15 protein-coding genes and 2 tRNA genes are annotated in these 13,270 nt (G+C 69.8%); 14 read left to right on the top strand and 3 right to left on the bottom strand.

Annotated elements, in window-relative coordinates; genetic code table 11:
* Positions 1–10 precede the first annotated feature (10 nt).
* From IEZ21_RS00930 to IEZ21_RS00915, 4 genes are all read left to right on the top strand, one after another.
* On the top strand, positions 11–475 hold the full coding sequence (locus tag IEZ21_RS00930; protein ID WP_033320803.1) for a DUF8830 family protein: 465 nt from the start codon (positions 11–13) through the stop codon (positions 473–475).
* A gap of 61 nt (positions 476–536) precedes the next feature.
* Positions 537–1,823 (top strand): glutamate-5-semialdehyde dehydrogenase, encoded by a 1,287-nt coding sequence (locus tag IEZ21_RS00925; protein ID WP_189319979.1) that lies wholly within the window; start codon positions 537–539, stop codon positions 1,821–1,823.
* A gap of 98 nt (positions 1,824–1,921) precedes the next feature.
* Positions 1,922–2,512, top strand: coding sequence for an SCO2584 family spore wall biosynthesis protein (locus tag IEZ21_RS00920; RefSeq protein WP_189319978.1), 591 nt, complete (start codon positions 1,922–1,924; stop codon positions 2,510–2,512).
* Between the two features lie 54 nt (positions 2,513–2,566).
* The gene (locus tag IEZ21_RS00915) at positions 2,567–3,634 is read left to right on the top strand and encodes an SCO2583 family membrane protein (RefSeq protein WP_189319977.1); all 1,068 of its coding nucleotides are present in this window, start codon (positions 2,567–2,569) and stop codon (positions 3,632–3,634) included.
* Here IEZ21_RS00915 and IEZ21_RS00910 read toward each other — a convergent pair whose 3' ends face one another.
* A complete protein-coding gene (locus tag IEZ21_RS00910) occupies positions 3,635–4,744 on the bottom strand; it encodes a M48 family metallopeptidase (RefSeq protein WP_373302143.1) in 1,110 nt (369 codons plus the stop codon).
* Between the two features lie 100 nt (positions 4,745–4,844).
* Between IEZ21_RS00910 and IEZ21_RS00905 the strand changes: the two genes are divergently transcribed.
* From IEZ21_RS00905 to IEZ21_RS00860, 10 genes are all read left to right on the top strand, one after another.
* Positions 4,845–5,000, top strand: coding sequence for a hypothetical protein (locus IEZ21_RS00905; RefSeq protein WP_033320808.1), 156 nt, complete (start codon positions 4,845–4,847; stop codon positions 4,998–5,000).
* A 173-nt stretch (positions 5,001–5,173) separates the two neighbouring features.
* Positions 5,174–5,338, top strand: coding sequence for a hypothetical protein (locus tag IEZ21_RS00900; RefSeq protein ID WP_033320809.1), 165 nt, complete (start codon positions 5,174–5,176; stop codon positions 5,336–5,338).
* A gap of 47 nt (positions 5,339–5,385) precedes the next feature.
* Entirely contained in the window at positions 5,386–6,048 is a 663-nt protein-coding gene (gene nadD / locus IEZ21_RS00895) for a nicotinate-nucleotide adenylyltransferase (protein WP_033320810.1), read from the top strand.
* 25 nt (positions 6,049–6,073) lie between these two features.
* Positions 6,074–7,828: an LCP family protein gene (locus IEZ21_RS00890; RefSeq protein WP_189319976.1), complete on the top strand. Its 1,755-nt coding sequence runs from the start codon at positions 6,074–6,076 to the stop codon at positions 7,826–7,828.
* A gap of 105 nt (positions 7,829–7,933) precedes the next feature.
* The gene (gene rsfS, locus IEZ21_RS00885; RefSeq protein ID WP_189319975.1) at positions 7,934–8,377 is read left to right on the top strand and encodes a ribosome silencing factor; all 444 of its coding nucleotides are present in this window, start codon (positions 7,934–7,936) and stop codon (positions 8,375–8,377) included.
* Entirely contained in the window at positions 8,374–9,072 is a 699-nt protein-coding gene (locus tag IEZ21_RS00880) for a histidine phosphatase family protein (RefSeq protein WP_373302142.1), read from the top strand. The genes rsfS and IEZ21_RS00880 overlap by 4 nt, the downstream gene beginning before the upstream one ends.
* Before the next feature lie 160 nt (positions 9,073–9,232).
* Positions 9,233–9,305 (top strand) — tRNA-Ala (locus tag IEZ21_RS00875).
* Between the two features lie 274 nt (positions 9,306–9,579).
* Positions 9,580–9,753 (top strand): hypothetical protein, encoded by a 174-nt coding sequence (locus IEZ21_RS00870; protein ID WP_189319974.1) that lies wholly within the window; start codon positions 9,580–9,582, stop codon positions 9,751–9,753.
* A 2-nt stretch (positions 9,754–9,755) separates the two neighbouring features.
* Positions 9,756–9,989: a hypothetical protein gene (locus tag IEZ21_RS00865; protein WP_010986886.1), complete on the top strand. Its 234-nt coding sequence runs from the start codon at positions 9,756–9,758 to the stop codon at positions 9,987–9,989.
* Between the two features lie 126 nt (positions 9,990–10,115).
* Positions 10,116–10,188 (top strand) — tRNA-Ala (locus tag IEZ21_RS00860).
* Positions 10,189–10,280: 92 nt separating this feature from the next.
* On the opposite strand, the gene IEZ21_RS00855 is transcribed toward IEZ21_RS00860, so the two are convergent.
* A complete protein-coding gene (locus IEZ21_RS00855) occupies positions 10,281–11,906 on the bottom strand; it encodes an NADH-quinone oxidoreductase subunit NuoF family protein (RefSeq protein WP_189319973.1) in 1,626 nt (541 codons plus the stop codon).
* A complete protein-coding gene (locus tag IEZ21_RS00850; protein WP_189319972.1) occupies positions 11,906–13,225 on the bottom strand; it encodes a ferric reductase-like transmembrane domain-containing protein in 1,320 nt (439 codons plus the stop codon). The genes IEZ21_RS00855 and IEZ21_RS00850 overlap by 1 nt, the downstream gene beginning before the upstream one ends.
* Positions 13,226–13,270 lie beyond the last annotated feature (45 nt).

Genomic DNA, 13,270 nt, shown 5'->3' with positions numbered 1-13,270 from the left:
GGAGGCCGTCGTGAGACGAGTACGCCCCGGGGCGGCGTCCCGCGGTGGTGGCACCTCCCGCGCGGCCGGTGAGGAGCGGACCCTCACCAGCGTCGCGGCCGGAGACACGTACGAGGCCGAGGAACCGAAGGACCTGCCGCGCCTTTGGCACGTCACGCTGAGCGTCTCGGGCGACGAGGCCCCGCTGAACGACGTCAGGCGATCGCTCGAACAGCTCGCCCACGACCACCCCTTTCTGCTGACCAGCCGGTACGCCGGCGACCACGCGGAGATCCGCTACTGGGAAGAGGCCCGCGACCTGCACGACGCCGCGGCCGTCGCGCTGCGCCTGTGGGGCGAACACCGGCAGACCGCGAAACTCCCGCCCTGGGAGATCGTCGGCCTGGAGGTCATCGACCGCGAGACCTACCACCAGCGCATCGCCGAGGGCTACGGCCCACAGCCCGCCACCCCCGTAGGTGTACACCCGTTTTGAGCCTGTCTCGGGGTGTGGAACACCGGCTGGACGGTGGCCAGTAGCGCATTACGCTTCCTCCATGACCACGCTCTCGCCGTACGACTCGATGTCCCCGGTCACCCAGGCCGCCTACCGCGCCAAGTCCGCCGCCGCCGATCTCGCTCCGCTGCCGCGGGCCGAGAAGGACGACGCGCTGCTCGCGATCGCGGACGCCCTGGAGGTCCGTACGAGCGAAATCGTCGAGGCCAACGCCAAGGACGTCGAGCGCGCCCGTGAGGCCGGCACCAGCGAGTCCATCGTCGACCGGCTCACGCTCACGCCCGAGCGGATCCGCGCCATCGCCTCCGACGTACGCGACGTGGTGGCGCTGCCCGACCCGGTCGGCGAGGTCGTCCGAGGCTCCACGCTCCCGAACGGCATCGACCTGCGCCAGGTCCGCGTACCGCTCGGCGTCGTCGGGATCATCTACGAAGCCCGCCCGAACGTCACGGTCGACGCCGCCGCGCTCTGCCTGAAGTCCGGCAACGCGGTACTGCTGCGCGGCTCGTCCTCCGCGTACGATTCCAACACCGCCCTCGTGCGCGTGCTGCGCGACGCCGTCGGCGGCTCGGGACTGCCCGCCGACGCCGTACAGCTCGTACCGGGCGAAAGCCGCGAATCCGTACAGGAGTTGATGCGCGCCCGCGGCCTCGTCGACGTACTCATCCCGCGCGGCGGCGCCTCCCTGATCCATACCGTCGTGCAGGAGTCCATCGTCCCGGTCATCGAGACCGGCACCGGCAACTGCCACGTGTACGTGGACGCGCACGCCGACCTCGACATGGCGATCGAGATCCTGATCAACTCCAAGGCGCAGCGGCCGAGCGTCTGCAACGCCGCCGAGACGCTCCTCGTGCACCAGGACATCGCCCCCGAGTTCCTGCCGCGCGCCCTGGACGCCCTCGCCGAGGCCAGGGTCACCGTGCACGCCGACGAGCGGGTGCTGGCGTACGCCAAGGGCTCCAAGGCCACCGTCGTCGAGGCCACCACCGACGACTGGGACACCGAATACCTTTCGTACGACATCGCCGCCGCCGTCGTCGACTCCCTGGACAAGGCCGTGGCGCACATCCGGCTGTGGAGTTCCGGCCACACCGAGGCCATCGTCACCACCTCCCAGCCGGCCGCCCGCCGCTTCACCCAACTGGTCGATTCCACGACGGTCGCCGTGAACGCGTCCACGCGCTTCACGGACGGCGGCCAGTTCGGCTTCGGCGCCGAGATCGGCATCTCCACGCAGAAGCTGCACGCGCGGGGCCCGATGGGGCTGCCGGAGCTGACGAGCACGAAGTACATCGTCACGGGCGACGGACACATCCGGCGCTGAGCAGGCCCCTCGGCCGGGTCCCGAAGAAGCTGTCTCGCCAGGTGGATGAATCTCCATACCGTCTGCCCAAATTGAACCCTCAGGTCTACTCTGGATCTGTGCCGGAGGACGTGGGGGGCACGCCGTTTCCTGACGGCTGGGAGCCCGACGACGACCGCGACCGCGGAGGCTCGGACGAAGAGTTCGCCTCCGTGGTCTTCGACGAGGCCTTCATACGGGCGGCCACGGTCCATGAGCCGACCGCCGTCGAACGCCTCCTTGCCGCCGCGCAGGCCCGCGCGGAGGCCTCCGAGGCCGAGGCGCGCCGGGGGCGCACCCACCGCGCGCGCGGTGATGACGAGCGGTACGAAGACGGGTGGGGACCCGACGGTCGCCACGACTTCGGCCATGATCCGGACCTGGACGATCTCGACGACCGTGACGCCCTCGACGGTCGCTACGGCCACTCGGGGACGTACGGAAAGCAGGCCCGCTGGCACCGCCCCGTCGCCTGGATGCTCGCTCTCCTGATGGGCATCGGCATGGTCGCGCTCGCCTTCACGGCGGTCTACCGGGGTGCTTCCTCGGGCCGCCAGCCCCAGATTTCGCCGCCCGCCTCGACGGGCGTGGAACAAGGCAGCCGAACGCGCCCCTCGGCTTCGGCCGACTTCTCCCAGCCACCCGTCCCGGCGGAACCGCGTACGCCTTGAACTTGACGTGTACGGCAGCGTTTACGTGAGGTCCCAGAGACCTACTCTGAAAGTATGGGCGGGCTAGGAGACCCACCGGAGGGGACACCCGACGGCGCTCCCGGTGGTGGTGAGGAAGAGTATCGATCCGTCGTCTTCGACGAGTCGTTCGTTCGAGCTGCCCGTCTCCAGGAGTTCTCCGCGCAGGAGCGGATCACCGACCACACCCCGGCCGTACGCCGCCGCCCGCCGATACGTCGCGGCCTGTCCCGGCAGGCACTGATCCTCGTCCTGCTGATCGCCGTCGCTTTCGGCACGGCGATCTACATGGGTGTACGTCACCCGTATCAGACGCCCGCCGCGAAGCCGCCCGAGCCGCTGCGGATGACGGTCATCCCCCTGGCGCCGCAGGGCGCGGTGCCCGGCACCGCCGACACCGGGCTGCTGTACGCGCGCAGCCCGGCCGATCAGTTCCGTATCGGCGCCGACGGGATCACGATGCCCGCCTCCCGGCGCACCGCCCATTTCTCGGACAGCCAGGTCGTCACCGCGCTCACCACGGCGAAGGACTACCTCGTCGAGTCGGCGCTCGACCCGGACGTGCTCACCGGCGGCGCCACCCGGCCCGTACGGATCCTGCTCGATCCGCAGCAGCTCGACCAGTTCGACCAGAGCTTCGACCGTCCGACCGCGGACGGGCGGCACGCGCCCACCGGCTGGCTGGTCCGCTTCGACCCCACCCACGCCCAGCTGGCCGACCCCAGGATCCGGGTGCAGGGCACGCTGCAGGCCGCCGAGACCGACTCCGACACCCTTGAGGTGACGGCCGACCACACCTTCGTCTACGCGCTGCGGCCGACGGGCTCGGAGGACGGTGCCAAGGCCTCGCTGTTCACCGTGCGGCGCGAGCTGCATTTCCGGTTCGACCGCGACGATCTGCGGATGCACCAGGCCGAGCTCGTCGTCTCGTACGTTCAGGCCGGGCCGCTCGCCTGCGCCGAGGACGCGACGAGCCGACTGCGCCCGCTGCTCGCGGGGCAGACGGCCAAGGCGGGCGGACCGGCCGGCACCGACCCGTACGCGACGGGCAGTGCCACGGCGCTGTGCGGGTCGCTGTCGGCCAGTGCGCAGCCCAGGGTGTGATCAGCTGCTGCCGTTGGGGCTTTCGTCGTCGGGACGGTCGTCCTGCGGACGGTCCTTGGGGGAGCCGCTCGAGCCGCCCGTGCTGCTCGCGAAGCCCCCGAACCCGCGCCGTACCCGGCCACCGATGTCGCCCGCGCCGCCCGCGATGTCCGTGACCAGCTTCATCAGCGGGTCCTTGGAGCTGCGCACGTGGGTGGCGTAGGCGGAGGCCGACTCGCGGAAGGAGTCCGTGACCTTGGTGTCGCGGTCCTCGTCGCGGCGCGGGTAGTGGCCGTCCATGATCCGCTGGTACTCGCGGGACTCGGCCCACTTCTTCAGCTCGGCGGCGCGCACCGTGGTGAAGGGGTGGGAGCGGGGGAGGACGTTGAGGATCTTGAGGACGGAGTCGCGGAGGTCGCCCCCGGCCTCGTACTCCTCGGCCTGGGCGAGGAACGCGTCCACGTTCATCTCGTGCAGGTGGTTGCCGCCCGCGATCTTCATCAGGCCGCGCATCGAGGCCTGCAGATCCTGGCCGACCAGGAGGCCCGCGCGGTCCGAGGACAGCTCCGACTTGCGGAACCACTCGCGCAGGGCCGTCACGATCGCCATGATCGCGAGGTTGCCGAGCGGGATCCAGGCCACCTTCAGCGCGAGGCTCGTGAGGAACAGCAGGATGGTGCGGTACACCGAGTGGCCGGACAGCGCGTGGCCGACCTCGTGGCCGATGACGGCCCGCATCTCCTCCTCGTCGAGCAGCTCGACCAGTCCGGTGGTGACGACGATGATCGGCTCGTCCATGCCGATGCACATCGCGTTCGGCTGGGGGTTCTGGCTCACGTACATCGGCGGGACCTTCTCCAGGTCCAGGATGTAACAGGCGTCCCGCAGCATGTCGTTCAGGTGCGCGAACTGGGCGTCCGAGACCCGTACGGAATCGGACAGGAACAGCAGCCTCAGGCTGCGCTCCGGGAGCAGTCCGCTGAGCGCTTTGAACACCGTGTCGAAGCCGCTGAGCTTGCGCAGGGCGACCAGGGCCGAGCGGTCCGCGGGGTGTTCGTACGCCCGGGAGGAGATCCCCTCGAAGCGCCTGCGCTGCCTGCTCGGTACGTTCTCGTGGCTTTCTTCTGGCATGTGGTCCCCCATGCGTCTGTTGCCTCCTGTGCCCCCAAGGCGGGGTACAGCCTAGGCGGATATACCGTGGACGTGCAGTACAGCGAAGGAGTCGCACGTCATGGAGCACCACCCCCAAGCCTGGCTCGCCGAGGCAGCGAGCGCCGCGCAGCAGCAGGGACCCGGGAATCTGCTCCGTGTCGTGCTCATAGTGATGGTCGTCGGCTGCGTTTTGGTTGCCTGGTTCCTGCTGCGTGGCTACAAGCGGGACGACTGAGACCCGGCCGAAGTTCCCGGTAGCGGAATCCGGCGTGATGGGGTCGGCGTGTCGGAGTCGGCGTGATGGGGTCGGCGTGACGGAGCCGACGTGATCCGGGCGGCGGCGCCCGCTTACGATGGCCATACGTCTGTATCCCGCATCCCGCCCACACCGGATAGGTTCTGCCGAAGATGAGCTTCCACAGCACCGCTGCCCAGTTGGTCCACCTCGCCGCCGAGGGCGAGGAGCACGGCGGCGGCCACGAGAGCCTCAGCCCCTACCTGACCGGCGGCGGCGCGCTCTTCGTCCTCCTTCTGCTGCTGTGGATCACCACCCGCTTCAACCGGGACCGCTGACGTCCGCGGGGCGGGGCTCAGGGACCGGGCCGGTAAGGTCTGCACGCATGGGAGAGCAGGACATGCCAAACGGTCCGGTGAGGGGCCAGGGCAACAGCCCGGCCCCCGGCCCGTCGAACCCGGGCAAGCGCCGCCTCGGCGTCATGGGCGGAACGTATGACCCGATCCACCACGGCCACCTCGTCGCGGCCAGTGAGGTCGCCGCGCAGTTCCACCTCGACGAGGTGGTGTTCGTGCCGACCGGACAGCCGTGGCAGAAGACCGACCGCAAGGTCTCCCCGGCCGAGGACCGCTATCTGATGACGGTCATCGCGACCGCCGAGAACCCGCAGTTCTCGGTGAGCCGTATCGACATCGACCGCGGCGGCCCGACGTACACCACGGACACGCTGCGCGATCTGCGCGCGCTCAACCCCGACACCGATCTCTTCTTCATCACCGGCGCCGATGCGCTCGCCCAGATCCTCACCTGGCGCGATGCCGAAGAGCTGTTCTCCCTCGCGCACTTCATCGGGGTCACCCGGCCCGGCCACGCGCTGACCGACCCAGGGCTCCCGGAGGGCGGTGTCTCGCTCGTCGAGGTCCCCGCGCTCGCCATCTCGTCCACGGACTGCCGAGCGAGGGTCGCCAAGGGTGACCCGGTCTGGTATCTGGTGCCGGACGGTGTGGTGCGCTACATCGACAAGCGTGAGCTGTACCGCGGCGAGTGAGGCGAGTGAGCCGAGAGGGGCACCGGTGAACGACCGATACGACGCTGGGTACGGGGGCGACCAGAGTTACCAAGGTGATCAGAGTTACGAGCTCGTCGGATACGACGAATTCGGCCAGCCGGTGTACCGGCAGGTGCCATCGTCTTCCCAGCCGCCGCAGGGGTACGACACCTACGGCTCACAGCAGCAGGGGTACGGGTACGACCCGTACACGAACGGGCAGCAGCAGGCGCCGTCGTACGACACCGGCAACGGCCATCAGCAGTCCGGCGCCTCGTACGACTCATACGGCTCGCAGGGCTCGTACGACCCGTACGGCGCGACTGCTCAGGGGCCCGCTCCGATCCCTCCGGCCTCGTACGACCCCTACGGGCAGCCCGCGGGCAGCGGTCAGCAGCCGCGCGTCGCCGAGCAGACCGCCTACATCCCGCAGCAGGCGGGGCCCCCGGAGCGCACGGCGGCCGAGGAGTCGGCGGACGGGCAGCGGGGTGAACGGGACTACCGCACCGAGCAGTTCACCTTCGTCGAGGAGCCGACCGACGACTCCGAAGACGTCATCGACTGGCTGAAGTTCACCGAGAACCGCACCGAGCGGCGCGAGGAGGCCCGCCGCCGGGCTCGCGGTCGCGTCGTCGCCCTGGTCGTGGTGTTCGCCCTGGTCGCCGCCGGCGGCGTCGGCTACCTCTGGTACGCGGGGAAGCTGCCCGGCACGTCCTCGGATGCGAAGACCGGCACCGCGACGGCCGCGGGCGCCCAGAACCGCGACGTGATAGTCGTCCACCTGCACAACACCAAGGGCGGCGGCACCTCGACCGCGCTGCTCGTCAACAACACCACCACCAAGCAGGGAACCACCGTCCTGGTCCCCAACTCCCTTTCCGTGGCGGACGACAACGGCACCACGACCACGCTCGCCAAGTCCGTGGACGACGACGGCACCTCCGGGACGCGCGACGCGATCGACACCGTGCTCGGCACGGACATCGAGGGCACCTGGCGCCTCGACACCCCCTACCTCAGCAACCTCGTCGACCTCGTCGGCAACATCGACATCGACACCAACGCGGCCGTGCCGGACCCCGACGCCAAGAGGAAGGGCGAAGCACCCCTGGTCAACAAGGGCGAGGACCAGACGCTCAGCGGAAAGATGGCCATCGCATACGCCACCTACCGTGGCTCCGGGGAGTCACAGAGCGCGCAGCTGCAGCGGTTCGGGCAGGTCATGCAGGGCGTGCTGCGCAAGGTGTCGTCGGATCCGCAGGCCGCGACGACCACCGTGCAGACGCTCGCGCAGATCATCGAGCCCCCCTTGACCGACAAGGACCTGGGCACCTTCCTCGCCAAGCTCGCGGACCACGCCAAGGGCGGCGACTACAAGTCCGTGCTGCTGCCGGTCCAGTCGGACGGCAGGCTGAGTACGAAGGCGAGCGACAGCGTGGTCAAGGACGTACTCGGCGGGACCGCGAAGAGCCCCGAGAAGGACGCAGCCGTCCAGGTCGGCATCCGCAACGCCACCGGCAAGGAGGATGCCACCGAGCAGGCCCGCGTCGTCCTGCTCAACGGCGGCTACGCCTTCGTCGACGCCGGCAAGGCCGATGCCGCCCAGACGGCGTCCCGGATCACCTATGCCGACGCCGCGCAGAAGGCGGACGCGGTGGAGGTCGCCAAGACGCTGGGGCTGCCGGCCAGTTCCGTGAAGAAGGGCAAGGGCGCCTCGAACGCGGAGGTGTCGGTGGTGCTCGGGCAGGACTACGAAGTGGGCGGCTCGGCGGGTCAGTGAGGGTGGGCGGCTCGGCGGACTAATCCGTGAGGTGCTGTCGGCGGTCCGTGAGACCCTTGGGGTATCCCCTCGGGGAGACCTGACCGCCGACGGAAAGCCTTGGTAGTGACCGCCACTGACCGCTCTCTCGAGCTCATCACCGCCGCCGCGCAGGCGGCCGCCGACAAGCTCGCGCACGACATCATCGCGTACGACGTCAGCGACGTGCTGTCGATCACGGACGCCTTCCTGCTGGCCTCCGCGCCCAACGACCGCCAGGTCAAGTCGATCGTCGACGAGATCGAGGAGCGGCTGAACAAGGAACTCGACGCCAAGCCGGTGCGCCGCGAAGGTGACCGCGACGCCCGCTGGATCCTGCTCGACTACGTCGACATCGTGGTGCACGTCCAGCACAGCGAGGAGCGCGTCTTCTACGCCCTGGAGCGGCTCTGGAAGGACTGCCCGGAGCTCGAGCTGCCCGCCGACGCCAAGGCCACCCGCGGCAAGGCCGCCGAGCACGCCAAGCACCAGGAGGCTCAGGACGCCGGACTGGACGGTGAGCTGCGTTGAGCGCGGGAGCGGAGGCCTCGGCGGACGGCAGGCCGCTGTCCGAGACCGGGCAGAAGGCCGGCCGGGGTCGCCGGGTCATCCTGTGGCGTCACGGACAGACCTCGTGGAACGTGGAGCGCCGCTTCCAGGGCACGACCGACGTCGAGCTCACCGAGATCGGCATCGAGCAGGCCCGCCGCGCCGCCCGGCTGCTCGCCTCCCTGAAGCCCGCCGCGATCGTCGCCTCGGACCTGAAGCGGGCGGCCCACACGGCGGGCGAACTGGCCGCCCTCACCGCCCTGGACGTGACCCACGACGAGGGCCTGCGCGAGACGTACGCGGGTGTCTGGCAGGGGCTGACGCACGAGGAGATCATCGCGCGCTACGGCGACGAGTACGCGGCGTGGAAGCGCGGTGAGCCGGTGCGCCGTGGCGGTGGCGAACTGGAGACCGAGGTCGCCGAACGAGCCGCCCCCGTGGTGCTCCGGCACGCCGAGAAGCTCCCCGACGACGGCACGCTCGTGGTGGTCAGCCACGGCGGCACCATCCGCACCACCATCGGCCGCCTCCTCGGCCTCGACTCCCACCACTGGGAAAGCCTCGGCGGTCTCTCCAACTGCTGCTGGTCCGTCCTGGGCGAGGGCGCCCGCGGCTGGCGCCTGCTGGAGCACAACGCGGGCACGCTGCCGGAGCCGGTCCTGGGAGACGACGACTGACCCCGTCAGACGGCGACTGGCACGGAGATCATCGACGGTGGGCCTCGGCTCCAGGTGTCCGTGGACCCGTGCCCGTAGACCCATGGACCCGGATTTCACTTTCCGGCAGGCCGCAGGATAAAGTTCCTCTTGTTCAGCCCGCCCCGGCGGGTGAACGCGAGGGGCTATAGCTCAGTTGGTAGAGCACCTGCATGGCATGCAGGGGGTCAGGAGTTCAAATCTCCTTAGCTCCACCCAAGCGCTCCGGCGCGAGGATCCCGTTCCCCACAGGGGAGCGGGATTTTTCGTTGTCGATCAGCACAGTCTTCTTGAACCGGCTTGAGTCACTTGGGCCCCGGAGGCGTATACCTCTTCAGAGGCGCTCCTCGTGTGTACGTTCGCGCTGTCCGCGACAGGTGTCGCGGGTGCCGTGGCCGGACTGGTACGAAGGCGTCGCTGACCGTATTGGTCCGGCCGTGGCAGAATCAAACGGCCGGAAGGGGGCGCGGCCCGACGGGAGGAGTGGCGATGCCTGCGAGCATCCTCGGGGAGGTCGACGACCTCCTCGACGCAGAGGTGATACGGGACCGGATCACCCGCCTCGACTGCCCTTCCTGTGGTTCGGCCCACGTCGCCCTGGTTCTCGGTGACAACGGCGGGGTTTCCTACGTGTGCACGGCCTGCGGCCACAGCTGGAGCTGACGATGGGTGCACACAGGCGGAAGTGCGATTGGTGCGGCAGTGGTACGCCCATCGTCCGCGACATGGAACCGGTCAACCACGACTACCAGTACTGGTGCGAGGAATGTGCGCGGGCGCTGATCATAAAAGGCGACCCGATCGAGACGTACCGCGAGCTGGAGGGCGAGCCGATCTACGGCCGGCTTCTCGACGAGCACTGCACGCTCAAGCGGTTCTATTCGTTCGCCACGGCCTGACCCGGGGCGGGGGTCGGGACCTGTCCTGGCCTGGTCCGTGCGCCCCGTAAACGATTTGGTGGTGCACCGGTAGGACCGTGTAATGTTGGCGTCGCCGCGCGGGCGACCGGGCGGACCACCAGGCAAGGGGCTATAGCTCAGTTGGTAGAGCACCTGCATGGCATGCAGGGGGTCAGGAGTTCAAATCTCCTTAGCTCCACAGCAGATGAAGAGATCAGAAGAGGGCGGGCCATCCGATCGGATGGCCCGCCCTCTTCTGTGCGTACTGCCTCGTGCGTCGTTACGTCGCGTTCAGCGGCCGCTGCCGAGCGCGCGGCGGCCACGGCCCTGGCCGCGCTGCGACAGGACGGGCAGGTTGTTGCGGGCCGGGCCCCCGGAGTTGTCCTCCTCGATGCGCAGCGCGAGCGCCGGGCAGCGGCGTACGGCGCGCATGGCCTTCTGCTCGGCGTAGCGCGGCACCTGCGCTTGGGCGACGGTCGGGAAGCCGTCGGCGCCCAGTTCGAAGACCTCGGGGAGGATGTCGGCGCACAGGCCGTGGCCCCGGCATAGCGTCCAGTCGACGTAGATCTTCTGCCGGCTGGGACCCGCCTCCAACTGTCCCTGGCCGCCCGGGACACCGGTCGGGACGCCGCCGCCCTCGAAGAGCGGCAGTACGCCCTCCACGGGCCTGCCGCAGCCGTTGCCGAGGACGTGCGCGGCCAGGTCGTCGGTGAACGCCTTGAGGGTCGACTCGAGGAACATCGCGGAGCCGTCCGGGTGCGAGCACGCACCGCGCCGCTTCACGGCGTGAGCGACCTGCTTGACCGCTTCCAGGGCGGCGGGGCCGCCGCCGTTGAGGATGTCCTCCATGCCTCGTGCGGCGGCGGGCAGACCGAGGTAGCAGGGACCGCACTGTCCCGCGCTCTCCTCGGCCAGCCACTGCGCCACGCGCAGCGACTCGCCCAGCGGGCAGGTCTCCTGGCTGATCGGGAGGATCGCGCCCGCGCCGAGCGAACCGCCCACCGCCGCAAGGGAGTCACGCGAGACGATCGCCTCGTTGACCGTGGCCGCGTCGATCCACTTGCCGTGGTAGCCGCCGGTCAGCACGCCCTGAGGGACCGGCGGGGCGCCGGCGAGCTGGAGGACGTACCGCAGCGGCACCCCGGTGGGCATCTCGATCACCATGGGGCGGGCGACGGCGCCGGAGACGGTGACCATGACGGTGCCGGGCTCGTCGTACAGGCCGGTGTTGCCGTAGCGCTCGGAGCCGATGCGGGCGGCGATCGCCAGCTGGGCGAACGTCTCGGCGTTGGACAGCAGCGTGGGAGCACCGCCGACGCCGGTCTGTGAGGCGCTGACCTTGCGGCCGGGCGGGATCGCGGGACCGCCGTCGATGGAGCGGATCAGCGAGGCGGCGGCGCCGGTCACCATCCGTACCGGATTGCGCTGCACACGCGCGCGGAGGACAGAGCCGCGCCGGTTGTTCAGGCCCCGCTCGGCGAGTGCGGCCTCCATGGACTGCTGGGTGGACTCGCGGGTCACACCGACCACGAGGGTGCGGGCACCGAGTGCCTCCGCGACCAGCAGGGCGCCGTCGAGGATGAGGTGCGGAGCACGGTTGATCAGCACCGTGTCCTTGCGGCAGGCAGGCTCGTCCTCACTGCCGTTGACGACGACCACGGGCCTCACGCCACGCTTGATCGCCGACTCGGCGACCGACCGCAGCTTCTTGTGGAAGGGGAAGCCCGCGCCGCCGCGGCCCTTCAGGGATATGCGCTCGGCGAGTTGCGCGAGCTGTTCTCCGCCCATCGGCTCGAGCGGACCGTGCACCTTGAGGTGCATGTCCAGATCGAGTCTTTCGACCAGGTCGAAACCCGAGGTGAGCTGGGGAAGTCCGACCACACGGACCTCGGGGACATCGGGGAGAGCGGCGTTCACTAAAAGCCTCCGGAAGGCGCGTTCCAGGGTTCGCCGGAGCTGGGTGCGTCGTAAGCACCGGGCAGCGTTTCAGTGGCGGGACCGCTGTCGTACGTGTCATTCGGGTTGTACGTACCAAGGGGGTCGTTCGACTCACCGGTGCCGTAGAAATCATTGTTTCCGTACGGCGAGGGGGTGCCGGGAGTCACGTAGGGCATGTTGCCCGTGTCGTAGACCGGGCCGTTGTACGTGTTGGGTGTCTCGGAGGGGCGCGGCGGGGCCTCGTACAGCGGCGGGGACGGGGCCGGCCAGCGCGGGGCGTTGTCCTCGACGCGCGGGATCGCCTCCGTGGGCTGCATGTCCGTCGGGAGCCCCTGCATGCGCTGCGGCTCGGGCTGGCCGAGGGGGTCCTGGATGCGCGGGATGCTGCCGGTGTTGGACACGGCGCGGTAGGCGGCCGAGAAGCCGCCGGTGTCGGTGAGCGGGTTGGATCCGGTGTCCGTGAACGCGGCGCGCTGACCGGTGTCGTACAGCGAGGCGCCCGCCCCTGTGTCCGTGAGGGCGGCGCGCTGGCCGGTGTCGTACAGCGAGGCGTTCGGCGGGGGACCTGTCCGCTGCCGGGGCACCTTCCCCTCCGGGAAGCCCGGACGTGAACCGGCGCCGCCCGTCTGCCGGGCCTCGGCCGCGGTACGACGCCCCGGGGGCTCCGCGCGTAGTCCGCCGTTGTTGTTGCCGATCAGTTCCCGGATGCCCTGGGCGACCTTGCGCCTGAACGGCGGCGGGGACGCCCGCAGGGCCAGCGCCCCGCCGACCGCCACCAGGCTCAGGACGTAAAGGATCACGAAGATCGGTTTCGCCTGGCGGCCGGCGAACAGGCCGTGGAGCAGCGCGAAGCACCAGGCCGGGTAGGCCAGGCTGTGCATCATGCGCCAGCGGGACGCGACGGGTGCCGAGGCCGCGAAGCGATTGCGCAGGATGCCGGTGATGGCCACGAAGATCATCATCAGGCTGGCCAGGGTGCCCAGACCGATGAGGAAGGCCCTGCCCAGCATCTCGTCGTTCGAGCCGACGAGTCCGAACGGGATGATCGCGGCGATCCACGAGGTGTGGTCCAGCGCCAGCTTGGTCCCGATGTGCACGAAGAGGAACACGACCGCGGCGACCGCGGTGGTCCGGTGCACCGCCTGCGCCAGCATCCGCTGGCGGGCGTCGAGGAAGATCCTGTCCTGGGCGACGAGCCCCCAGATCACCGAGGCGCTGAGGCAGACGAGGGACAGGACGCCTGTACCGAAGTCGAGGAACGCGGCGAACGAGTCATCCACCGTGCTGTCGTCCGTCACGACCTGCCTCCCAACATCACGACGAAGGGTATGAGCGACAACGCG

The organism is Streptomyces flaveus (genome assembly GCF_014647675.1).
Lineage (GTDB): Bacteria > Actinomycetota > Actinomycetes > Streptomycetales > Streptomycetaceae > Streptomyces > Streptomyces flaveus.
Note: the sequence above shows the minus strand (reverse complement) of the source record. Positions and strands in the feature narration are given on the sequence as shown.

What these genes read in the sequence shown, in the direction of transcription:
- IEZ21_RS00900 (WP_033320809.1), top strand. Translation starts at nt 5,174, where the DNA reads ATGAGCTTCCACAGCACCGCTGCCCAGTTGGTCCACCTCGCCGCCGAG.
- nadD (WP_033320810.1), top strand. Translation starts at nt 5,386, where the DNA reads ATGGGAGAGCAGGACATGCCAAACGGTCCGGTGAGGGGCCAGGGCAAC.
- IEZ21_RS00925 (WP_189319979.1), top strand. Translation starts at nt 537, where the DNA reads ATGACCACGCTCTCGCCGTACGACTCGATGTCCCCGGTCACCCAGGCC.
- IEZ21_RS00915 (WP_189319977.1), top strand. Translation starts at nt 2,567, where the DNA reads ATGGGCGGGCTAGGAGACCCACCGGAGGGGACACCCGACGGCGCTCCC.
- IEZ21_RS00905 (WP_033320808.1), top strand. Translation starts at nt 4,845, where the DNA reads ATGGAGCACCACCCCCAAGCCTGGCTCGCCGAGGCAGCGAGCGCCGCG.
- IEZ21_RS00865 (WP_010986886.1), top strand. Translation starts at nt 9,756, where the DNA reads ATGGGTGCACACAGGCGGAAGTGCGATTGGTGCGGCAGTGGTACGCCC.
- IEZ21_RS00870 (WP_189319974.1), top strand. Translation starts at nt 9,580, where the DNA reads ATGCCTGCGAGCATCCTCGGGGAGGTCGACGACCTCCTCGACGCAGAG.
- IEZ21_RS00910 (WP_373302143.1), bottom strand. Translation starts at nt 4,744, where the DNA reads ATGCCAGAAGAAAGCCACGAGAACGTACCGAGCAGGCAGCGCAGGCGC.